The organism is Pseudothermotoga thermarum DSM 5069 (assembly GCF_000217815.1).
Classification (GTDB): Bacteria; Thermotogota; Thermotogae; order Thermotogales; family DSM-5069; genus Pseudothermotoga; species Pseudothermotoga thermarum.
The window spans coordinates 1,890,648-1,908,329 of the sequence record NC_015707.1 but is presented as its reverse complement, the minus strand read 5'-3'; the positions used below and the strand labels follow the sequence as shown (position 1 = coordinate 1,908,329).

Below are 17,682 nucleotides of genomic sequence, written 5' to 3'. Positions count from 1 at the left end.
GCAAAGCGCCCGATGCAGACAAAATTAGTTACTTTTTGTATCTGAAAACAGGATATTTGGTTGCGCTAACATCGTCCAATCTTCTCACAGGGGTAGTATGAGGAGCTGTTTTGACAACTTCCGGTTTGGTTTTGGCTTCCTCTACTATTTTTTCTAACACCGCGGCAAAGTGGTCCAAAGTTTCTTTGCTTTCAGTTTCCGTTGGTTCAACCATCATCGCTTCGTGAACTATCAATGGAAAGTAAATCGTTGGCGCGTGAACTCCATAGTCCAAAAGCCTTTTTGCAACGTCAAGTATTCTAACACCAGTTTGTTTGACAAACTTACTTCCATCTACGACAAATTCGTGCATGCAAACCCTTGGTGAAGCTATGTCGAAATACTTTGAAACAAGCTTTCTCAGGTAATTTGCGTTCAGGACAGCCATTTTTGAAGCATGTTCAAGCCCATCGCTACCCATCGAAAGAATGTAAGTGTAAGCCTTTACCATAACCAAGAAGTTACCGTAAAAGCTTCTAACTCTTCCTATGGTCTTTGGAACGTTGAAGTCAAGGTAGTACCTTTCTCCATCCTTCCTAATGACAGGTATTGGTAGAAAATCTTTCAAGAAAGCTTTCACGCCGACAGGACCGCTTCCAGGTCCTCCCATCCCATGCGGCGTTGAGAAGGTTTTATGAAGGTTTAGATGGACTATGTCAAAACCCATGTCGCCTGGTCTAGTTCTACCCATTATCGCGTTCAGGTTAGCTCCGTCGTAGTAAAGAAGCGCTCCTGCATCGTGTATCATTTTTGCTATTTCAAGAATGTCCTTTTCAAAAAGTCCCAAGGTGTTTGGGTTAGTGAGCATCAAAACTGCAACTTCGTCGTTTAAGTGTTTTTTTAGCTCATCCAAGTCGACCAATCCATCTTGCGTTGATTTCAACTCAACGACTTCAAAACCAGCCATGGCTGCGGAAGCCGGGTTTGTTCCATGTGCTGAATCAGGGACCAAGGCGATGCGTCTTTTAACATCCCCTTTTGACAAATGGTAAGCTCTTGCTATGAGCATTCCAACAAGTTCTCCATGTGCTCCTGCAGCTGGCTGCAAAGTCATATCGTCCATTCCAGTTATCTCGCAAAGGTACTCTTTAAGTTCGTACATCAACTTCAAAGCGCCTTGCGTACTTTCCCATGGCTGGTAAGGATGTATTCCATAAAATCCCTCAAACGCTACCACAGCTTCGTTGAGTTTTGGATTGTACTTCATGGTGCACGAACCAAGTGGATAAAACCCTTTGTCAACCGAATAATTTTTGTAAGCCAAATTCGTGTAATGTCTAACCACTTCTGGCTCGGAAACTTCTGGAAGCATTAAGGGTTTCTTTCTTTTCAAATGCTCTGGAATTTTGATTTCAACCTCTTCAAGGTCATTTTTTGGAAGTTTGAAAGCCTTTCTACCTGGAGCGGATTTTTCAAAGATGGTCATGATAGATCACTCTCCAAAACCTCGACAAATTCATCCATGGAATCTTTTGTGTTCACCTCAGTGGCACAGGCAAGTGCGCAATCTTTGAATTTCTCAAAGTACCAGCCAAGTGGGAGAGGACCAAGAAAACCTTTTTCGAAAATCTTTCTCCACTTGGCTTCGTAATCGTTTGAAACTCTCACAACAAATTCGTTGAAAAACTCTCCATTGAAAACTCTTTTCAAACCAATTTTTTCAAACTTTTCTGCCAAGTAATGAGCGTTGGTATAACATCTTTTAGCCACTTCTTTCAATCCCTCAGGACCAAGAACACTCATGTAAATCGCATTGGTGAGAGCCATCAACGCATGGTTGGTGCAGATGTTTGAAGTAGCCTTTTCCCTTCTTATGTGTTGTTCTCTGGCTTGAAGGATCATCACATAACCTGTTTTTCCTTCTAAGTCCTTGGTCTGACCGATTATCCTACCTGGCATCTTTCTGACATGCTTTTCAAGCGTTGCAAAAAATCCAACGGTTGGTCCACCGTAGTTCATCTCTATCCCCAAAGGTTGGCCATCTCCAACCACTATGTCTGCCCCAAAACTTCCTGGTGGCTCAAGGATCGCAAGAGAAATTGGTTCTGCAACAACAATGAAAACCGCATCTTTTATTGCGTCCTTTATAACCTTTAAATCCTCTATCACGCCAAAGAAGTTTGGATATTGAACAACGACAGCACAGGTGTCTTCGTCAACTTTTTGCTTTAGCGCTTCAACACTTGTCATTCCGGTTTCATCAACTGGAATCATTTCAAAGAATATATTTTGAGCCGAAGCATAAGTTCGACAAGTTTGCACGTATTCTGGATGAACAGCTTCGCTTATCAAAACCTTTGACTTTGAGTTTATCCTGTGAGCCATCAAAACTGCTTCGGCCAAAGCGCTCGCTCCGTCGTACATCGAAGAATTGGCGACTTCCATCCCAGTTAATTCACAAATCATCGTTTGGTACTCAAACAAAGCTTGAAGAGTTCCTTGGGATACTTCGGCTTGATAAGGAGTGTAAGCAGTTACAAACTCTGGCCGGCTTGCAAGAGCCTTCACCACTTGTGGAATGTGATGAGCATAAATCCCTGCTCCAAGGAAAATTTTCTCTTTCTCAACGACTTTGTTCGAAGATGCCATTTGCTTTAAGATTCGATAAACAGAAAATTCATCTTTACCCTCAGGAAGATTAAGCTTCGAAACAGTCTTTGGAACGTCTAAATAAAGCTCTTCGATAGAATCAACACCAATCGTTTCAAGCATCTTTTTTATATCTTCCTCGGTGTGAGGAATGTAAGGATACATCAACCTTCCTCCTCACAGAATTTTCTGTAAGAAGCCTCATCCATCAAATCGCTCAATTCTGCGGGATTTGTCATTTCTATTTTGACGATCCAACCTTCACCTTCCGCGTCTTTGTTTATCAGTTCAGGCTGGTTGTTGAGCTTTTCGTTGACCTCAACGATCTTTCCACTGACAGGTGCATAAACTTCTCCTGCGGCTTTTACCGATTCGATCGTCAAAACAACTTCTCCTTTTTTCACCTCTTTTCCTACTTTTGGAAGATCAACGTAAACAACGTCTCCAAGTTTTTCTTGGGCATACACAGAAATACCCACCGTGGCAATATTTCCACTGACTTCAATCCATTCGTGAGTTTTTGCAAATTTCTTCACTTCAAACACCTCCCTAGCGACTTTTCACCGTTCCTCGATAGAATGGTAGCTTAACTATTTTAGCCAAAACCATACTTCCTCTTACATCAACCTGAACCTCATCTCCAACCTTCAAATCCCCGTAAAGCATTCCAAACGCTATGGATTCTTCCAAGGTTGGTGAAAAAGTTCCGCTTGTGATGTAACCTATCTCCACACCGTCCTTGTAAACTTTCATACCATGTCTTGCAATCCTTCTACCATCAAGTTTCAAACCCCTTATTCTTCTTTTCACACCATTTTCTTTCTGCTTGAGCAAACTTTCCTTGCCAATGAAATCCTTTTCAAACTTTACGGTCCACCCAAGTCCAGCCTCCAAAGGCGTAACTGTTTCGTCGATATCGTTTCCATACAGCATGTAAGAAGCTTCAAGCCGGCAGACATCCCTTGCACCCAGTCCTGCTGGCTTTATGCCAAATTCTTTTCCTCGATCAAGAAGCTGTTCCCAAATGAAAGGAGTTTCTTCCCACTTGCAGTAAATTTCAAAACCGTCTTCTCCAGTATAACCAGTTCTTGAAACAAGACAATTTTTACCAAACAGCACGTAACTTGCAAAGCTGTAATATCCCAAAGTCGAAAGATCTGGCAGGTATTTTGAAAGAAAACTCTCAGAAGTTGGTCCTTGAACGGCGATCAGTCCGAAGGAAAAGCTTTCATCTTTCACAGTAACTTTGAAATTTTTGGCATTTTGAACAATCCACTCGTAATCTTTCTTTGTGTTTGCCGCGTTGACAACCAACATCGCTTTGTTTTCACCAAGCCTGTAAGCAAGCAAATCGTCGATTATTCCACCGTTTTGATTGCACATAACTGAATACACTACCTGTCCAACCTTTAGAGTGGAAAAATTGTTGGTCAAAATGTGGTCCAAAAACTTCGCGGTATCCTCTCCTTCAACGATTATCTCACCCATGTGTGAAACATCAAACACAGCCACATTTCTTCTAACAGCCATAACCTCGGCAGTTATGCCTTCGTATTGCAAAGGCATGAGCCATCCTGCAAAATCAACCATTTTCGCACCCAAAGAAAGATGGCTTTCATAAAGAGGAGTTTTGTTCATCAGCTTGCGCCTCCTTCAACAATTGCTGTGCTTTCTCAAAATCTTCTTCCTTGACAAGTATTTGAACCATACCACCTTGACCGAAGATAACAGGATCAAACTCCTTGGCAGATTTAATCACCACTTCTACACCGTTGTCCTCAAGAAGTGCTTTGATCAAATTTGCGGTTGTAAAATCGATCTGTTCAAAAAGGATTTTCCACAACGTACCCATCTCCCGTTGTATAATCTTTCCAGCAATATTCTACAACAGGGAGGTACAAAAAATGAAAACAATAGCCGTTTTGACAAGCGGAGGAGATTCGCCTGGAATGAACGCAGCGATAAGAGCTGTCGTTCGGGTTGGCATAAGAAGCGGTTTAAAAGTCGTTGGAATAGAGCGGGGATACTGTGGTTTGATAGATGGAACTTTCAAAGAAATGACTTTTGCTTCCGTCGCAGGAATTACGGAAAAGGGCGGTACCATTCTTCGAACAAGTCGTTGCGGTGAATTCTACACTCCCGAAGGAAGAGCGAAGGCTGCTGAACAGCTGAAAAAAGCAAAAATAGATGGACTAGTTGTAATAGGTGGAGAAGGAAGTTTAACAGGCGCAAAAATTCTTCACGAAGAATACGGCATACCGATTGTTGGGATACCAGGAACAATAGACAACGACATAGCCGAAACCGATATGTGCGTCGGTGTTGATACGTGTTTAAACACTGTGGTTGATGCGATACAAAAGTTGAAAGACACTGCCACTTCTCACGAAAGAGCTTTCATCGTGGAAGTCATGGGAAGAGAATCAGGTTACATAGCGCTGATGGCTGCAATTGCAACTGGAGCAGAAGCTGCCGTTATACCCGAGATACCGATCGATTACGATAAACTGGCGGCGAGATTGCTTGAGGAAAGAAAGAGGGGTAAGATAAACTGCATAATCGTTGTTGCAGAAGGTGCTGGCGGAGCAATCAACGTTGCCAAAAACCTTCAAGACAAAATAGGTTATGAAACAAGGATTTCTATTCTTGGTCATATACAACGCGGTGGTAGTCCGAGCGCTTTTGACAGGCTTCTTGCCACAAGAATGGGTGCAGAAGCCGTGAAAGCGCTCTTGGACGGAGAAAAATGCGTGATGATCGGTTTAAAAATGGGAAAAATGGTCAGGGTATCTTTGGAAAAAGTGATAGGCAGAAAAAAGGAGCTTGACCTATCCTTGTACGATCTGGCTTTGATCCTATCCTGAGGTGAACTGATATGAAAAGGCACATGAACAGAACAAAAATCATCTGCAGCCTTGGTCCGAAAATAGAAGAACCTGAAACGATAGTTAAACTCATAGAAGCTGGTGTGAACGCAATAAGAATAAGCGGTGCGCATTATCCGCTTGAAAAGCTTGTGGAGCTCGTTTTGAGGGTGAAAGAAATCAAAAGTGATTTGAACATACCTTTAGCAATCCTTGTGGATTTACCTGGAACGAAGTTGAGAGTAAAGCTGTTCGAAAAAGAAGAAATTGAAGTTAAAGAATCACAAAAAATAATCATCGCAACGGAGGAAAGCGTTGAAGCAGATCTTTGGATTTTATACAAAAATCTCCACGAATATCTAAAACCAGGTCATCCCGTTTTGATAGACGATGGGAGAATTCGACTCAACGTGGTCAGAAATGTCGGCAAAAAAATCGAATGCGAGGTAATGATCGGCGGGTCGATAAAAAACGGACATGGTGTAAACATCCCAGAGACCGACTTGCCGGGTGAAGTTCCCACCAAGCAGGACAGAGAAATCATTGAAGCTTGCGTAAATTATGAAATAGACTATTTCTGCGTTTCTTTTGTCAAAAGCTCTAGGGAAATAAGAAACATGAGAAAATTCATAAACTCGTTTGATGAAAATACAGGAATACTAGCAAAAATCGAAACGAAAAAAGCTTTGGATGATTTGGATCAAATTTGCAAAGAAAGCGATGGAATAATCGTTGCAAGAGGTGACCTAGCCGTTGAAACCTCTATGGAAGAACTTCCAGTGATTCAAAAAAAGGTCATCGAAGCGGCCGCAGCGTTTGGGAAACCTGCAATCGTTGCCACCGAGATTTTGAAATCGATGATGGAAAATCCATACCCATCAAGGGCGGAAGTTATGGATGTCGCAAACGCAATCTTGGACGGGGCAGATGCACTACTTTTAACTGCAGAAACCGCGGTTGGAAAATATCCAATAGAAACGGTTGAAACCATGAGAAGAATAATAGAAAACGTTGAAAACCACGTATCGCAAATAAAAAGCTCTCTTCTTCAAAGGCATCTTCAAGAAGTTCACGACGACTTGTCTCAGGCCATTGCAAAAAGCAGTTTTGAAATTGCCCAGGAAATAGGTGCAAAAGCCATAATAACCTCAACAGCTTCAGGTAGCACTGCAAGAAGAGTTTCCTATTACAGACCAAACTGTTTGATCCTTGCCACCACACCTAGGGAAAGAACATACCACCAACTTTCGATAGTCTGGGGAGTTGTTCCAATCCTAATGCCTGAGATTTTGGATGTCGATCTGATGATACCGGTAGCCGTGGAAAAGGCAAAGCAACTTGGATATGTGGAAAGTTCAGATGTGGTCGTTGTAACTGCCGGAATGCCTGCGGGAGTTACCGGAACAACAAACCTGATAAAAGCCCATGTTGTGGAGTGATATTGAATGACGATCTACCTTGTGAGACACGCAAAAACCGATTGGAACGATCTTGGATTGTGGCAAGGAACAAGCGATGTACCTTTGAACGAAGAAGGAATAAAGCAAGCAGAAAAGCTTGCAAAAAGGTTTTCAAAACTTCCAATCGAAGCTGTTTTCACAAGTCCACTTAAAAGAAGCTATCAAACCGCCAAAATCATAGCATCCGAAAAAGGTTTACAGCCCATAGTTGACGAACTTTTGATCGAATGTCGGATAGACCTTTGGAATGGTTTAACCATGGAAGAAACCTTAAAACGCTTCAAAAAGGAACACGATGAATGGTCAAAAAATCCAGACGCACAAATAAACGGTGTAGAATCTCTTTCAAGTGTGAAAGCAAGGATGATAAAGTTTTTTCAGCAAATCGTTGCAAAAGATTTCAACCAAGTTGTGGTCGTTTCACACGCGATCGCTTTGCGTATGTTGATAAGCTGGATCTTGGGACTTGAAATACCAAACCACGTGAACTTCAAACTTGAAAACGCTTCAATCACAGCTGTTCAAGTTGCAAGCAAACCGAGAATTCTGTATTTGAACGATATGTGCCATTTGGAAAGCGACTGAAATGTGGTTTTTAGCTTTTCAATGTACCTATAAATCTTCGAAAAATTGCGCTAAAATAATCGTGAAGAGATTCAAGTGAAAGGATTGCGAAGGTCACACTATCACATACCAATGAACAGCAACTTGACAAGGTTAAGTTGAAAGGCAGAAAGAACGATGGGGGTGATAATGTGAAAACTGAATGGCTTGGTAAGATGGCTTTTTTGGCTCACACCGACAGCGGAAGACAGGTTTTAATGGATGCCAAAAAAGAATCAGGAGGCTTACAAGCTGCTGCAACACCGATGGAACTTGTTCTTGCGGCTTTGACAGGCTGTAGCGGTATAGACGTTGTTTCGATTCTTGAAAAAATGCAAGTTCTAAAGGACGTTGAAAAATTTGAAATTGAAGTTTCCGCAGAAAGGGCCAGCGATCATCCAAAGATATACACCAAGATCCATTTAAAGTACATCTTCAAATTCAAAGGAGAACCGCCGAAGGACAAGGTTGAAAAGGCAGTTTCACTTTCGCAGGAAAAATACTGCAGCGTAGCTGGAATGTTGAAAAAGGCAGCTGAAATAACATACGATATTGTTTTCGAGTGAGGTGATAGCTTGCTTTTGGCAAGCTTTCAATACAACAACACCAAGGTAACCATCGTTCAAGATGACATAACCAAGCAAGAAACTGATGCAATCGTCAACGCTGCAAATTCCCATTTAAAACACGGAGGGGGAGTTGCGGCAGCGATAGTTCGAGCAGGCGGTGAAGAGATCCAAAAAGAAAGCGATGAATGGGTCAAAAGACACGGACCAGTTCCAACTTCAAGTGTGGCAGTCACCGGCGCTGGAAAATTAAAGGCAAAGTATGTGATCCACACCGTTGGACCAGTTTGGGGAGAAGGAAACGAACATGAAAAGCTTTACAAAGCCGTCAAAAATGTTCTTTCAAAAGCTCAAGAACTTGGTTTGAAAACCATAAGCATTCCGGCGATAAGCAGCGGCATCTTCGGTTTTCCAAAAGATGAATGTGCAAAAGTCTTTCTGAAAGCGATAAAAGATTTTTTAAGCGAAAATCCAAAGACAACTCTTGAAGAAATTCGACTTTGCAACATCGACAAAGAAACCAGCGAAATATTCTTTAAGACCTTCACGGAAAATTGGAGGTGAAAGTCTTGCAGGAAAACGAAGAAAAGCTGCCAAAACTTTCGATGGAAGATTTGATTCTTTTGTTCTTCAACACAATTTCAGCCCGTTGTTGGGCAAGACTTGGTTTAACCAGAGATGAATACGGCGAAATGTACCAAGATTTAAAACAGGCAAGACTTGGTATAGATGTTTTAGATGCCGTTGCAAGAGTTTTGAAAGACAACGTTGATGCTGAAATTTACAAAGAGATAGAAGGAATAATTGGAAACTTGAAATTAAACTACGTTAACCAATACAACAAATCGAAAGAGGCGCAAGGATGAAAAAAGCGGGCATAGTAGGACTTCCAAACAGTGGTAAGTCAACGTTGTTTAACGCTTTGACAAATCAAAATGTTCCGAACGAAAAATACCCGTTCTGCACAATCGATCCAAACATTGGTGTGATGATCGTGCCCGACCAAAGGATAATAAAACTTGCCCAGATGGAAGGTTCAGAGCAAGTTGTTCATCCGTTCTTTCAAATCGTCGACATAGCCGGGCTTGTCAAAGGTGCAAGCAAAGGTGAAGGGCTCGGCAACCAATTTTTAGACCACATAAGCAAAGTGGATTTGATCTTCCACGTTGTAAGATGTTTCAAAATAGACGATGTATCTCATCCAATGGGAAGCGTTGATCCAATAAGAGACATAGAAATCGTTGAAACAGAACTGATACTGAAAGATCTTGAAACGATTGAAAAAAGAATGGAGAAGATTTCAAAGCAGGCAAAATCGGGAGATGAAAAAGCAAGGCACGAGTTGAATCTTCTTGAAAATCTGAAAAAACATCTTGAAAGTGGAAAACTTGCGATAACTTTTCCACGTGAAAAACAAGATCAACCGATAATAGATTCGCTTTTCCTTTTAACCGAAAAACCAGTTGTTTACGTTGCGAATGTTGACGAGTGGGGAATGGAAAACAATTTACACAAAAAGGTTGAAGAAGTCGCTTTAAAAAACAACTCTGGTTTTGTTCTTGTGAACGCAGAACTTGAATACGAAGTTGAAAAACTCAGCGAAGAGGAAGCCAAAGAGTTTTTGCAAGCTTATGGTTTTGACGTTTCACTGAAAGAAAGATTTTTCCAACAGATAAAATCTTCGTTGAGGCTGATCTGTTTTTTAACTGCGACAAAAAACGAGGCAAGAAGCTGGCTAATACCAGAAGGCATGAACGCTTACGATGCAGCAGGTTTGATTCACACCGACATACAAAAAGGCTTTGTGAAAGCCGAAGTAATACCTTTTGATGAATTGATCAAATTCTCTTGCTTTAAAGAGGCAAAAGAAAAAGGTTTTGTGAAAGCCTATGGAAAAGACTACGTAATCAAGGAGGGAGACGTTGTCCACTTTCTATTCCATAGTTGACCTTTTGAAAAACACCCCTTTGATAGCCGCCGTTTTGTCCTTTCTTGCGGCTCAGGGAATAAAGGTGATTTTAACCGGAAAGCTTTCAACTTTTAAAAGATATGGTGGAATGCCAAGCGGGCATGCCGCTGCCGCATCAGGACTTGCTTTTTCCGTAGGAAGATGCACCGGCTATTCTTCCCCAATAACAGCCGTCGCCGCAATGCTTTTGATGGTCATCGTCGCAGATGCCGTTAACTTGAGACCTCATGTTAGAGACGATCTTGGTCACACCTGGACCGAAGCTTTTGCAGGAATTGCTTTGGGCTTTATTGTTGCCCACCTTTTGCCAGCGAGAATTCCACTCTGGTGATGGGGGATAGAAAATGCCTTCAAAGACTTTTTCAGCAACGGTTGTCGGTTTGAACGTAACCAAGGTAACGGTTGAAGTTGACATTGACAAAAAGAGCGTTATACACGATGTTGACATCGTTGGACTTGGTGATACGGCTGTCAAGGAAAGTAAAAAAAGAGTCAAAAGCGCTTTGAAAAACTCTGGCTTTAGCTTTCCACACGGAAGGATTATCGTCAACTTGGCACCTGCAGATGTGAAAAAAGAAGGTTCTTTGCTTGATCTTCCAATAGCCGTGGGAATACTTCAGGCAACAGGAACCATCAACCAGATGGATCTTTTGGCAGTTGGAGAACTTTCCTTGGAGGGAAAAATAAGGGGAGTAAGAGGGGTTTTGACTATACTTCTTCAACTTGCAGAAGAAAACTACAAAGGAATAATCATCGTTCCAAAGGAAAACATCGAAGAAGCTCAGATGGTCAAAGGATTGAACGTATACGCCTTTGATGAGCTTAGACAAGTCGTTGAATTCGTAAATGGTTTGGTCAAATACGAACCGGTCAAGTACCTTGGGATAAACTCGGTTGGTTTTGAAAGCGATTTGGACTTTGCCGACGTAAAAGGACAACAAGTTGCAAAAAGGGCTTTGGAAATAGCGGCAGCAGGTGGACACAACGTCTTGATGAAAGGAAGCCCAGGCTCTGGAAAAACCATGCTTGCAAGAAGATTTCCCACCATCTTACCACCTTTAACCGAACAGGAAGCGATCGAAATCCTCAGAATCTACAGCACTGTGATGCCAATCGACGGTAAGAAAGTAACAAGACCTTTTAGAGCACCCCATCACACAGCCTCAAGCGTTGCGATAATCGGCGGTGGGAACGACGCAAAACCTGGTGAAGTCACACTTGCACACAACGGAGTACTCTTTTTGGACGAATTTCCGGAATTTAGAAGAGACGTCATCGAAGCTTTAAGACAGCCTTTGGAAGAAGGCATCGTGACGGTCGCAAGGGCAAAAGCGGTTGTAACTTACCCTGCAAGGTTCACATTAATAGCCGCCATGAACCCATGTCCGTGCGGAAACTATGGTGATCCAAAGGCTGTTTGTAGCTGCAGCCCGTACGACGTTGTGAGGTACAACAAAAAGGTGTCTGGACCAATTCTTGACAGAATTGACATATTGGTTCAAGTACCGAGGATGGATTTTGAAGAGCTGTTTTCCAAAAACGTCTCAGAACCAAGCGAAAAGATCCGTGAAAGAGTTGTGAAGGCAAGGGAAATTCAAGCAAAAAGATATTCAAACTATCCTTTCAAGACCAACGCAACCATTCCATCAAGACTTCTTAAGCAGTTTGTTCAACTCGATGAAAAAAGCCACGAACTTTTGAAAAACGCGGCTGTCAAATACTCTCTTTCAGCAAGAAGCATAGACAAAATCCTTCGACTTTCAAGAACCATAGCAGACCTTGAATCAAGCGACAAAGTATCCGTAAAACACGTTGCCGAAGCTTTGCAATACAAAATAGCTCAGGAAAGCTGAAGCTCTTTCAAAACTTCTTCCTCTGGGATTTTCTCCAAAATGGCAATTCTTTTGTGAATCGGTGGATGGGTGCTGAAAAGATCTGCTATAAAGCCTTCCTTGTTGTTAACACTTCTTTTCAAAGGATCACTTATGAACAAATGCGCCGTTGCAATTGTTGCTCCTTTAACCTTACCCTTTTTCAAACTTGTTTTTGCAATCTTTCTCAAAGCGTTTGCTAAACCCTTTGGATTTCTTGTAAGCTCAACAGCCTTTGCGTCCGCTAAATACTCTCTGGCTCTCGAAACGGCAAAAATCGTTATCCTTCCAATGAAGGAAAAAAGCGTGGCAAAAAGAGCTATCACCAGCAAGGCAAGAACGATGTAACCTGCTCCATCGCTTTTCTTTCCACCTCTTGACCTTCTGCTGCTTACACCGCCATACCACAGAAAGCTTCTTAAAAGCCTCCAGGCAAAAAGTTGAACCAAAACCATCGTGCCAAGGATTGCGCTTATGGTGGTCATCAACAATGTATCTTTGTTCAAAATGTGACTTATTTCGTGGGCAACAACACCCTCAGTTTCTTCGCGATTTAAGCTTTTCAAAAGACCTGTTGTAACGCATATGGCACTTTTATCCTGCTCAAATCCCGTTGCAAAAGCGTTGATGTTTTCATCTTCCATAACGTAAACACTCGGCGGAGTTTTTAACCCTGCAGCTATTGAAAGTTCTTCAACGATGTTCTTAAGCTGTTTATGTTCAAAGATTTTTTCATCTACCGGTTTTGCATTCACCGATTTTAAAACAAGCAAAGCACCCCCACCAATTCCAACAAGAATTTGCACCATAGCGATGAGAAGAAGAACAATTGTTCCAAACGGAAAAACTCCAAAAAGCCCGTCAATTAAAAGCCCAAGAAAACCCATCATGAAGATGAAGATCGAAACAAGTAGATAAGTTTTCCTAAGATTTTTCTTCTGCTGTACAAGATAGTCCATACTTTATCCCCTTAGAAAGTAAGATCAACCTTTGGGGTTTCTTTTTCAGCTGCTTGAGCTTCGAAGAACGGGAATGGTTTGAAACCAAAACTTCTGGCAATGATATTTGAAGGAAATACCTCCAAAGAAGTGTTGTACTTCATAACCGTGTCGTTGTAAAACTGTCGTGCGTAGGTAATTCTGTTCTCAGTGCTTGTGAGTTCCTCCATAAGTTGAGAAACTTGCTGGTTTGATTTAAGCTCTGGATATCTTTCAAAAACAGCCAAAAGCCTTCCCAAAGCTCCAGAAAGCTCACCTTCAGCTTTAATTCTTTCATCAATATTTTTTCCTGAAACAGCCTTTGCACGTGCGTTTATGACAGCTTCCAGAGTTTCTTTCTCGAACTTCATGTAACCTTTCACGGCGTTGACAAGATTTGGAATCAAATCGTGCCGTCTTTTAAGCTGAACCTCGATCTGACTCCATGCGTTTTCAACACGCTTTTTCTTGATGACCAAACTGTTGTAAATGCCTATGAAGGCAAAAACAATTATCACAAGGATCGCAACGATAATGCCTGTCAAAAGCATGTTAGCACCTCCAGAAAGATTCTACACCAAAAAACAAAACCCCGGCATATGCCGGGGTTTATGCAACTCGACTTTTGATTAGAAGCTTACGCTGTTTGTCAAAGAAACCGTTGCACCTTTGGTTGCTGCGTTGTACCCAAGAGACAGTGTATTGCTGAGAACACCAAGTGTCCATTTCGCATAAGCATTCAGTTCCATTGATCCAACAGGATCTTCTGTTTTAACCGTTACTGAACCGCCTATGGTTACAGGTGCCAACAATGTTGTCTCGAGCTTTGCGGTAAGTTTGTTCTCATGGTTGAAGCTAACGCTACCCTTGTACTTATCAATTCCAAAGTCTGCGCCAACTGACCAGCTCTTAAGAGGTTGTGCGTCAGGCGCCTTAATTCCAAAGTCCGCCTTGAACTTCAAAGTAGCATCAGCAATGCCCAACAACTTGGCTGCATCGAGGGTAACACCAGCTGCAAGATCAACCTTCGCAGCCTCAGCATTCTTTACGACTTCCTTTACTGTTGTGGTCAGTGTCAGGAACATGAATTCCAATTTGTTTGATACATCAAGCTCAAACAAATACGCAGGTTTATAGGCATTCGGATACAACGACACAGTCAGAGTGTCCTTAAGATCATCAGATGGCTTCAATGTGAAAACAGATTGTACTTGACCTTTTCCGTCAATTGTTCCGGCATTCAGTTGAATTGTCAACGCCTCAGAGACATAAGGTTTCCACCAGACGTAACCCTCTGCTTTTCCATCCCAATTGATTGTTGCACTGAATCCTGTTATTTCGTCACTACCAGAAGCACTGATTGAAACACTACCGGATGGTGTTACTTCCCACTTCAGCTCTGACGGCGTGGCACCAGGAGTGTAAGTAAGTTTGTTTGTGACGTCAAGTGATCCGCTGAAGTTAACAGCAGCAAAAGCTCCGACGCTTAGCAAGGCTACCAAAACTACTGCCAAAAGTTTCTTCATACCTTAACACCCTCCTTTTAAAGTTTTTTGGATTTTTACCCCACCACGGGGATTAATACATTACTCCCAATATCAAGGCGGTAACTGCAATTATTATAGCACCAATTGCAGCACCTGTTGCAACGGCATTTGCCTTTTCAAGTTCGACAACTTTCTTTTGAAGTTCTGCTTTGGCGGTGTCAAGATCTGAGACCTTGACTTCAAGGTTTGCCACCTTATCCTTCAAAGTGTTAACATCTGCTTGTGTTCTTTCGAATTTTACCATCAAGTTGCCAAGGTTCATGACTGCGCTGTCCAAGGTCATCGAAAGATCTCCAACTGTTTCTTCAATAGAAGCAAGCTTTTCATCGTGTTCAGCAACTTTCTTTGTCAGGTCTCTGACTACATTCTTAATTGGCTCAATTGCAAAAAGTCTCTTTTCGATATCTTTAATCTTTGCAAAGATCTCTTCATCGGCTGCTTGAAGAGCTGCTACTTTTTCATCCAAGGAAGCTACCGATTTTTCCAAAACTTCAACCTTTTGACTTAGTTCTGCTTTCAAAGCTTCTAGATCATTCCTCACAAAACCTATCCGTGTTTCAAGATCCTCCCTGATGGCAAACAAACCTTCCCTTAGCTCATCCAGTTGTGCATTGACGGATTCAAGCTCATCCATGATATAGTCAACTTGCTCGTCATGCAACTTGGAAAAATCTCCAAACTCTGCTTCGAGTTTTTCAACTTTTTCTGTAACTGCTTTGACTGTGTCGTTGACAGCTGAAAGACCTTTCTGCAGATTTGCAATAGCTTCATAGAGTTTGATGACATCTTTGTCGTGGATGTTGACTGTTTGCTTCAAAGCTTCAAGGGCTTTTGAAAGGTCCAAAATCTGAGCCTTAAGTTGAGCAATTTCGGTTACTGTTTCAGCTGCACCAATCTTTGCCTCAATTTCAGCAACCTTCTTCTCAAGTGCGTCGACTTTTTGTACTGTTGTTCCCAACCTCAGGCTGATGGCATCAAGCACCTTCAACACATTGCTGATGTGTGGTCCGACGATTTCACTTTCGATTAAACCTATCAACCTGCTTATCATTGCTGCTTCTTCGTAGCGGGTGATGTTGCGATCTCCTTTGAATGTACCATCGGGATAGCCAATGACAATGCCCTTATCCTTCAAATGTTTGACGTACTCGTAAGCCCAATGAGTTTTGGGAACATCAGGAAACATATCTGCAAATACCCCTACTGCTACGACGATTGCCAAGGCTAATACGAGTAGTTTTTTCATAACTTCAACCTCCCTTCACATTATGCTTGTTATTGAGGTTGGCATTACCCCCCAACTTTTCAAAGACCAAAAATCAAAACGTCAAACTTCAGAAAAAATTATAATATTGAAGACACCGTAAAGTCAAGACCTTTTTAACTTGAAAAAGTTTCTTTTTCCAACCTTTAGGATCCTTTCTCGGTCTAATATTATTTTAGCATGGATGTCCAAAATTTTTTCATCGTCCAACCTTACTCCGCCTTGGGTTATCAACCTGCGCGCTTCGCTTCGACTTGAAGCGACATTCAAGTTCACAAGCAATTCTACCAATTCTACCTCATCTTTGTCAAGCGTTACAACTGGTATATCAGTTGGAAGTTCTTTTTCCCTGAAAATACGGATAAATTCTTCTTCAGCGCTTTTTGCCTCCTCTTCTCCATGGAAAAACTTGGTTATTTCGAAAGCCAACCTCATTTTAACATCCCTTGGGTTGATCGACTTTGAATTCATCAAAGCTTCGTACCGATCGATTTCCTCATCTGGAATCTTCGTTAAAAGCCTCATGTATTTGATTATAAGCTCATCGGGTATGGACATGAGTTTTCCGTACATCTCCAAAGGCGGATCGTTGAAAGCGATGTAATTTCCATAGCTTTTACTCATTTTTAGCTTTCCATCTGTTCCCTCGATTATGGGCATCGTCATGACGATTTGAGGCTTTTGTCCAAACTCTTCCTGAATTTTTCTTCCAACAAGTAAGTTGAAATATTGATCAGTTCCACCAAGCTCAACGTCTGCTTGAATTGCCACAGAATCGTATGCTTGAGCAAGTGGATACAAAAATTCGCTGATGGATATCGGTTCGTTTGAAGCGTACCTTTTTGCAAAATCGTCTCTTTCAAGCATTCTTGCGACGGTGTATTTTGCGGCTAGTTTTATGACATCCGCAAATGTCATCTTTCCAAGCCATTCGCTGTTGAAGCGAACTTCAGTTTTTTCTGGATCAAGGATTTTGAAAGCTTGCTCTTGATAAGTTTTTGCATTTTCCTTGACTTCTTCTTCGCTCAACATGGGTCTTGTTGTATTTCGGCCAGAAGGGTCTCCTATCATCGCGGTGAAATCTCCGATGATCAAAATGACGTGATGTCCAAGATCTTGAAATTCTCTAAGTTTAAAAAGCACAACGGCATGACCAAGGTGAAGATCCGGTCTTGATGGATCAACGCCGAGCTTTACACGGAGTTGTCCTTTTGTCCTGATTCTTTCCAACAATTCTTCTCTTGAAACAAGGTCGACAACGTTTCTAGTCAAGTATTCAACCTGTTTCTCAGGCTGCATTGGATCACCTCGACAAAACGAAAGCCGTTACTATACAACTTACAAAAAAGGCTATGGACAGAAAAAGGGTTATCTTTCCAGATGTGTCAAGACCTTTCTTCCTTCCAAACATGGTGTACAAAGCACCACTTCCAAAAGCTCCTCCAAGCTCTGCGAATTTTTCCATCTGGTTCAAAACCATGAAAATCAACCCTGCAGAAAGTAATGAGTGAATAATCAACATGAACACTTTCACATCCATACCTCCTTGTACTATAGCAATTTCTATGGCAATTATGCCATAAAAATAAAAGGGGCAAAAGCCCCTGGTGGCGGCGGTGGGACTCGAACCCACGACATAGTGATTATGAATCACTCGCTCTAACCACCTGAGCTACACCGCCGTTAATATATGTTACCACATACTTTGGGGGTTTTCAAGTCCCAGTTGAAGTTTTTTCGCTGAAAAAGCAAAAAACTTGAGCGAAGTAATACTTTCTTCTCTAAAGTAGCGTTCTTTCGAAAATGTTAAATTTTCCCCAAACGTATACTGTATATATGGACTGCAGTCTGTGAAAAAACTTTTGGTCAAACAACCTCTTGGTTGGGGCTTTTGGCGTGGTTTAAAAATACTTATGTAACAACACGATGTCTT

General features: G+C 41.8%; 20 protein-coding genes and 1 tRNA gene. 9 read left to right on the top strand and 12 right to left on the bottom strand.

Annotated features, from left to right (window positions below; genetic code table 11):
* Window positions 1-28: 28 nt before the first annotated feature.
* Genes gcvPB through THETH_RS09485 form a run of 5 tightly spaced genes read right to left on the bottom strand, consistent with a single transcriptional unit; the run spans window position 29 to window position 4,480 of the window.
* On the bottom strand, window positions 29-1,465 hold the full coding sequence (gcvPB, locus tag THETH_RS09505) for an aminomethyl-transferring glycine dehydrogenase subunit GcvPB (RefSeq protein WP_013933135.1): 1,437 nt from the start codon (window positions 1,463-1,465) through the stop codon (window positions 29-31).
* Complete coding sequence (gene gcvPA, locus THETH_RS09500) at window positions 1,462-2,793, bottom strand: aminomethyl-transferring glycine dehydrogenase subunit GcvPA (protein WP_013933134.1); 1,332 nt, start codon at window positions 2,791-2,793, stop codon at window positions 1,462-1,464. Before gcvPA ends, gcvPB begins: the two co-directional genes overlap by 4 nt.
* Window positions 2,793-3,164 (bottom strand): glycine cleavage system protein GcvH, encoded by a 372-nt coding sequence (gcvH, locus tag THETH_RS09495; protein ID WP_013933133.1) that lies wholly within the window; start codon window positions 3,162-3,164, stop codon window positions 2,793-2,795. Before gcvH ends, gcvPA begins: the two co-directional genes overlap by 1 nt.
* Before the next feature lie 13 nt (window positions 3,165-3,177).
* Window positions 3,178-4,266 carry a glycine cleavage system aminomethyltransferase GcvT gene (gcvT, locus tag THETH_RS09490; RefSeq protein WP_013933132.1) on the bottom strand — a complete coding sequence of 363 codons (1,089 nt, stop codon included), beginning with the start codon at window positions 4,264-4,266 and terminating at the stop codon, window positions 3,178-3,180.
* Window positions 4,244-4,480: a putative signal transducing protein gene (locus tag THETH_RS09485; RefSeq protein ID WP_245530491.1), complete on the bottom strand. Its 237-nt coding sequence runs from the start codon at window positions 4,478-4,480 to the stop codon at window positions 4,244-4,246. The genes gcvT and THETH_RS09485 overlap by 23 nt, the downstream gene beginning before the upstream one ends.
* A gap of 52 nt (window positions 4,481-4,532) precedes the next feature.
* Here THETH_RS09485 and pfkA point away from each other — a divergent pair, with 52 nt between their 5' ends.
* The 9 genes from pfkA to THETH_RS09440 all read left to right on the top strand — a co-directional run bounded on the left by pfkA (window position 4,533) and on the right by THETH_RS09440 (window position 11,943).
* Window positions 4,533-5,492: a 6-phosphofructokinase gene (pfkA, locus tag THETH_RS09480; protein ID WP_013933130.1), complete on the top strand. Its 960-nt coding sequence runs from the start codon at window positions 4,533-4,535 to the stop codon at window positions 5,490-5,492.
* 11 nt (window positions 5,493-5,503) lie between these two features.
* Entirely contained in the window at window positions 5,504-6,931 is a 1,428-nt protein-coding gene (gene pyk / locus THETH_RS09475; protein ID WP_013933129.1) for a pyruvate kinase, read from the top strand.
* Between the two features lie 6 nt (window positions 6,932-6,937).
* Window positions 6,938-7,537, top strand: coding sequence for a histidine phosphatase family protein (locus tag THETH_RS09470; protein WP_013933128.1), 600 nt, complete (start codon window positions 6,938-6,940; stop codon window positions 7,535-7,537).
* A 170-nt stretch (window positions 7,538-7,707) separates the two neighbouring features.
* Window positions 7,708-8,121 (top strand): OsmC family protein, encoded by a 414-nt coding sequence (locus THETH_RS09465; RefSeq protein ID WP_013933127.1) that lies wholly within the window; start codon window positions 7,708-7,710, stop codon window positions 8,119-8,121.
* 9 nt (window positions 8,122-8,130) lie between these two features.
* Window positions 8,131-8,685, top strand: a complete 555-nt coding sequence (locus THETH_RS09460; RefSeq protein ID WP_013933126.1) for a macro domain-containing protein — start codon at window positions 8,131-8,133, stop codon at window positions 8,683-8,685.
* A 5-nt stretch (window positions 8,686-8,690) separates the two neighbouring features.
* Window positions 8,691-8,987, top strand: coding sequence for a DUF1844 domain-containing protein (locus THETH_RS09455; protein WP_013933125.1), 297 nt, complete (start codon window positions 8,691-8,693; stop codon window positions 8,985-8,987).
* Entirely contained in the window at window positions 8,984-10,069 is a 1,086-nt protein-coding gene (gene ychF, locus THETH_RS09450) for a redox-regulated ATPase YchF (RefSeq protein ID WP_013933124.1), read from the top strand. Before THETH_RS09455 ends, ychF begins: the two co-directional genes overlap by 4 nt.
* On the top strand, window positions 10,044-10,421 hold the full coding sequence (locus THETH_RS09445) for a divergent PAP2 family protein (RefSeq protein WP_013933123.1): 378 nt from the start codon (window positions 10,044-10,046) through the stop codon (window positions 10,419-10,421). Before ychF ends, THETH_RS09445 begins: the two co-directional genes overlap by 26 nt.
* Before the next feature lie 13 nt (window positions 10,422-10,434).
* Window positions 10,435-11,943, top strand: a complete 1,509-nt coding sequence (locus THETH_RS09440; RefSeq protein WP_013933122.1) for a YifB family Mg chelatase-like AAA ATPase — start codon at window positions 10,435-10,437, stop codon at window positions 11,941-11,943.
* Here the strand turns inward: THETH_RS09440 and THETH_RS09435 are convergent.
* From THETH_RS09435 to THETH_RS09405, 7 genes are all read right to left on the bottom strand, one after another.
* Window positions 11,931-12,920, bottom strand: a complete 990-nt coding sequence (locus THETH_RS09435) for a M48 family metalloprotease (RefSeq protein ID WP_013933121.1) — start codon at window positions 12,918-12,920, stop codon at window positions 11,931-11,933. The genes THETH_RS09440 and THETH_RS09435 overlap by 13 nt on opposite strands.
* Window positions 12,921-12,931: 11 nt before the next feature.
* Window positions 12,932-13,489: a LemA family protein gene (locus THETH_RS09430; protein ID WP_013933120.1), complete on the bottom strand. Its 558-nt coding sequence runs from the start codon at window positions 13,487-13,489 to the stop codon at window positions 12,932-12,934.
* Between the two features lie 78 nt (window positions 13,490-13,567).
* On the bottom strand, window positions 13,568-14,464 hold the full coding sequence (locus THETH_RS09425; protein ID WP_013933119.1) for a hypothetical protein: 897 nt from the start codon (window positions 14,462-14,464) through the stop codon (window positions 13,568-13,570).
* Window positions 14,465-14,516: 52 nt separating this feature from the next.
* Entirely contained in the window at window positions 14,517-15,731 is a 1,215-nt protein-coding gene (locus THETH_RS09420) for an S-layer homology domain-containing protein (protein ID WP_013933118.1), read from the bottom strand.
* A gap of 123 nt (window positions 15,732-15,854) precedes the next feature.
* The gene (gene tyrS / locus THETH_RS09415; protein ID WP_013933117.1) at window positions 15,855-17,048 is read right to left on the bottom strand and encodes a tyrosine--tRNA ligase; all 1,194 of its coding nucleotides are present in this window, start codon (window positions 17,046-17,048) and stop codon (window positions 15,855-15,857) included.
* Window positions 17,049-17,052: 4 nt separating this feature from the next.
* A complete protein-coding gene (gene secG / locus THETH_RS09410) occupies window positions 17,053-17,289 on the bottom strand; it encodes a preprotein translocase subunit SecG (RefSeq protein ID WP_013933116.1) in 237 nt (78 codons plus the stop codon).
* 65 nt (window positions 17,290-17,354) lie between these two features.
* A tRNA-Met gene (locus THETH_RS09405) sits at window positions 17,355-17,431 on the bottom strand.
* Window positions 17,432-17,682 lie beyond the last annotated feature (251 nt).

Bases quoted from the DNA above. Each gene is read 5' to 3' on its own strand.
- gcvPB (WP_013933135.1), bottom strand. From the start codon at position 1,465: ATGACCATCTTTGAAAAATCCGCTCCAGGTAGAAAGGCTTTCAAACTT.
- gcvPA (WP_013933134.1), bottom strand. From the start codon at position 2,793: ATGTATCCTTACATTCCTCACACCGAGGAAGATATAAAAAAGATGCTT.
- gcvT (WP_013933132.1), bottom strand. From the start codon at position 4,266: ATGAACAAAACTCCTCTTTATGAAAGCCATCTTTCTTTGGGTGCGAAA.
- THETH_RS09485 (WP_245530491.1), bottom strand. From the start codon at position 4,480: ATGGGTACGTTGTGGAAAATCCTTTTTGAACAGATCGATTTTACAACC.
- pfkA (WP_013933130.1), top strand. From the start codon at position 4,533: ATGAAAACAATAGCCGTTTTGACAAGCGGAGGAGATTCGCCTGGAATG.
- pyk (WP_013933129.1), top strand. From the start codon at position 5,504: ATGAAAAGGCACATGAACAGAACAAAAATCATCTGCAGCCTTGGTCCG.
- THETH_RS09470 (WP_013933128.1), top strand. From the start codon at position 6,938: ATGACGATCTACCTTGTGAGACACGCAAAAACCGATTGGAACGATCTT.
- ychF (WP_013933124.1), top strand. From the start codon at position 8,984: ATGAAAAAAGCGGGCATAGTAGGACTTCCAAACAGTGGTAAGTCAACG.
- THETH_RS09440 (WP_013933122.1), top strand. From the start codon at position 10,435: ATGCCTTCAAAGACTTTTTCAGCAACGGTTGTCGGTTTGAACGTAACC.
- THETH_RS09435 (WP_013933121.1), bottom strand. From the start codon at position 12,920: ATGGACTATCTTGTACAGCAGAAGAAAAATCTTAGGAAAACTTATCTA.
- THETH_RS09430 (WP_013933120.1), bottom strand. From the start codon at position 13,489: ATGCTTTTGACAGGCATTATCGTTGCGATCCTTGTGATAATTGTTTTT.
- THETH_RS09425 (WP_013933119.1), bottom strand. From the start codon at position 14,464: ATGAAGAAACTTTTGGCAGTAGTTTTGGTAGCCTTGCTAAGCGTCGGA.
- THETH_RS09420 (WP_013933118.1), bottom strand. From the start codon at position 15,731: ATGAAAAAACTACTCGTATTAGCCTTGGCAATCGTCGTAGCAGTAGGG.
- tyrS (WP_013933117.1), bottom strand. From the start codon at position 17,048: ATGCAGCCTGAGAAACAGGTTGAATACTTGACTAGAAACGTTGTCGAC.
- secG (WP_013933116.1), bottom strand. From the start codon at position 17,289: ATGGATGTGAAAGTGTTCATGTTGATTATTCACTCATTACTTTCTGCA.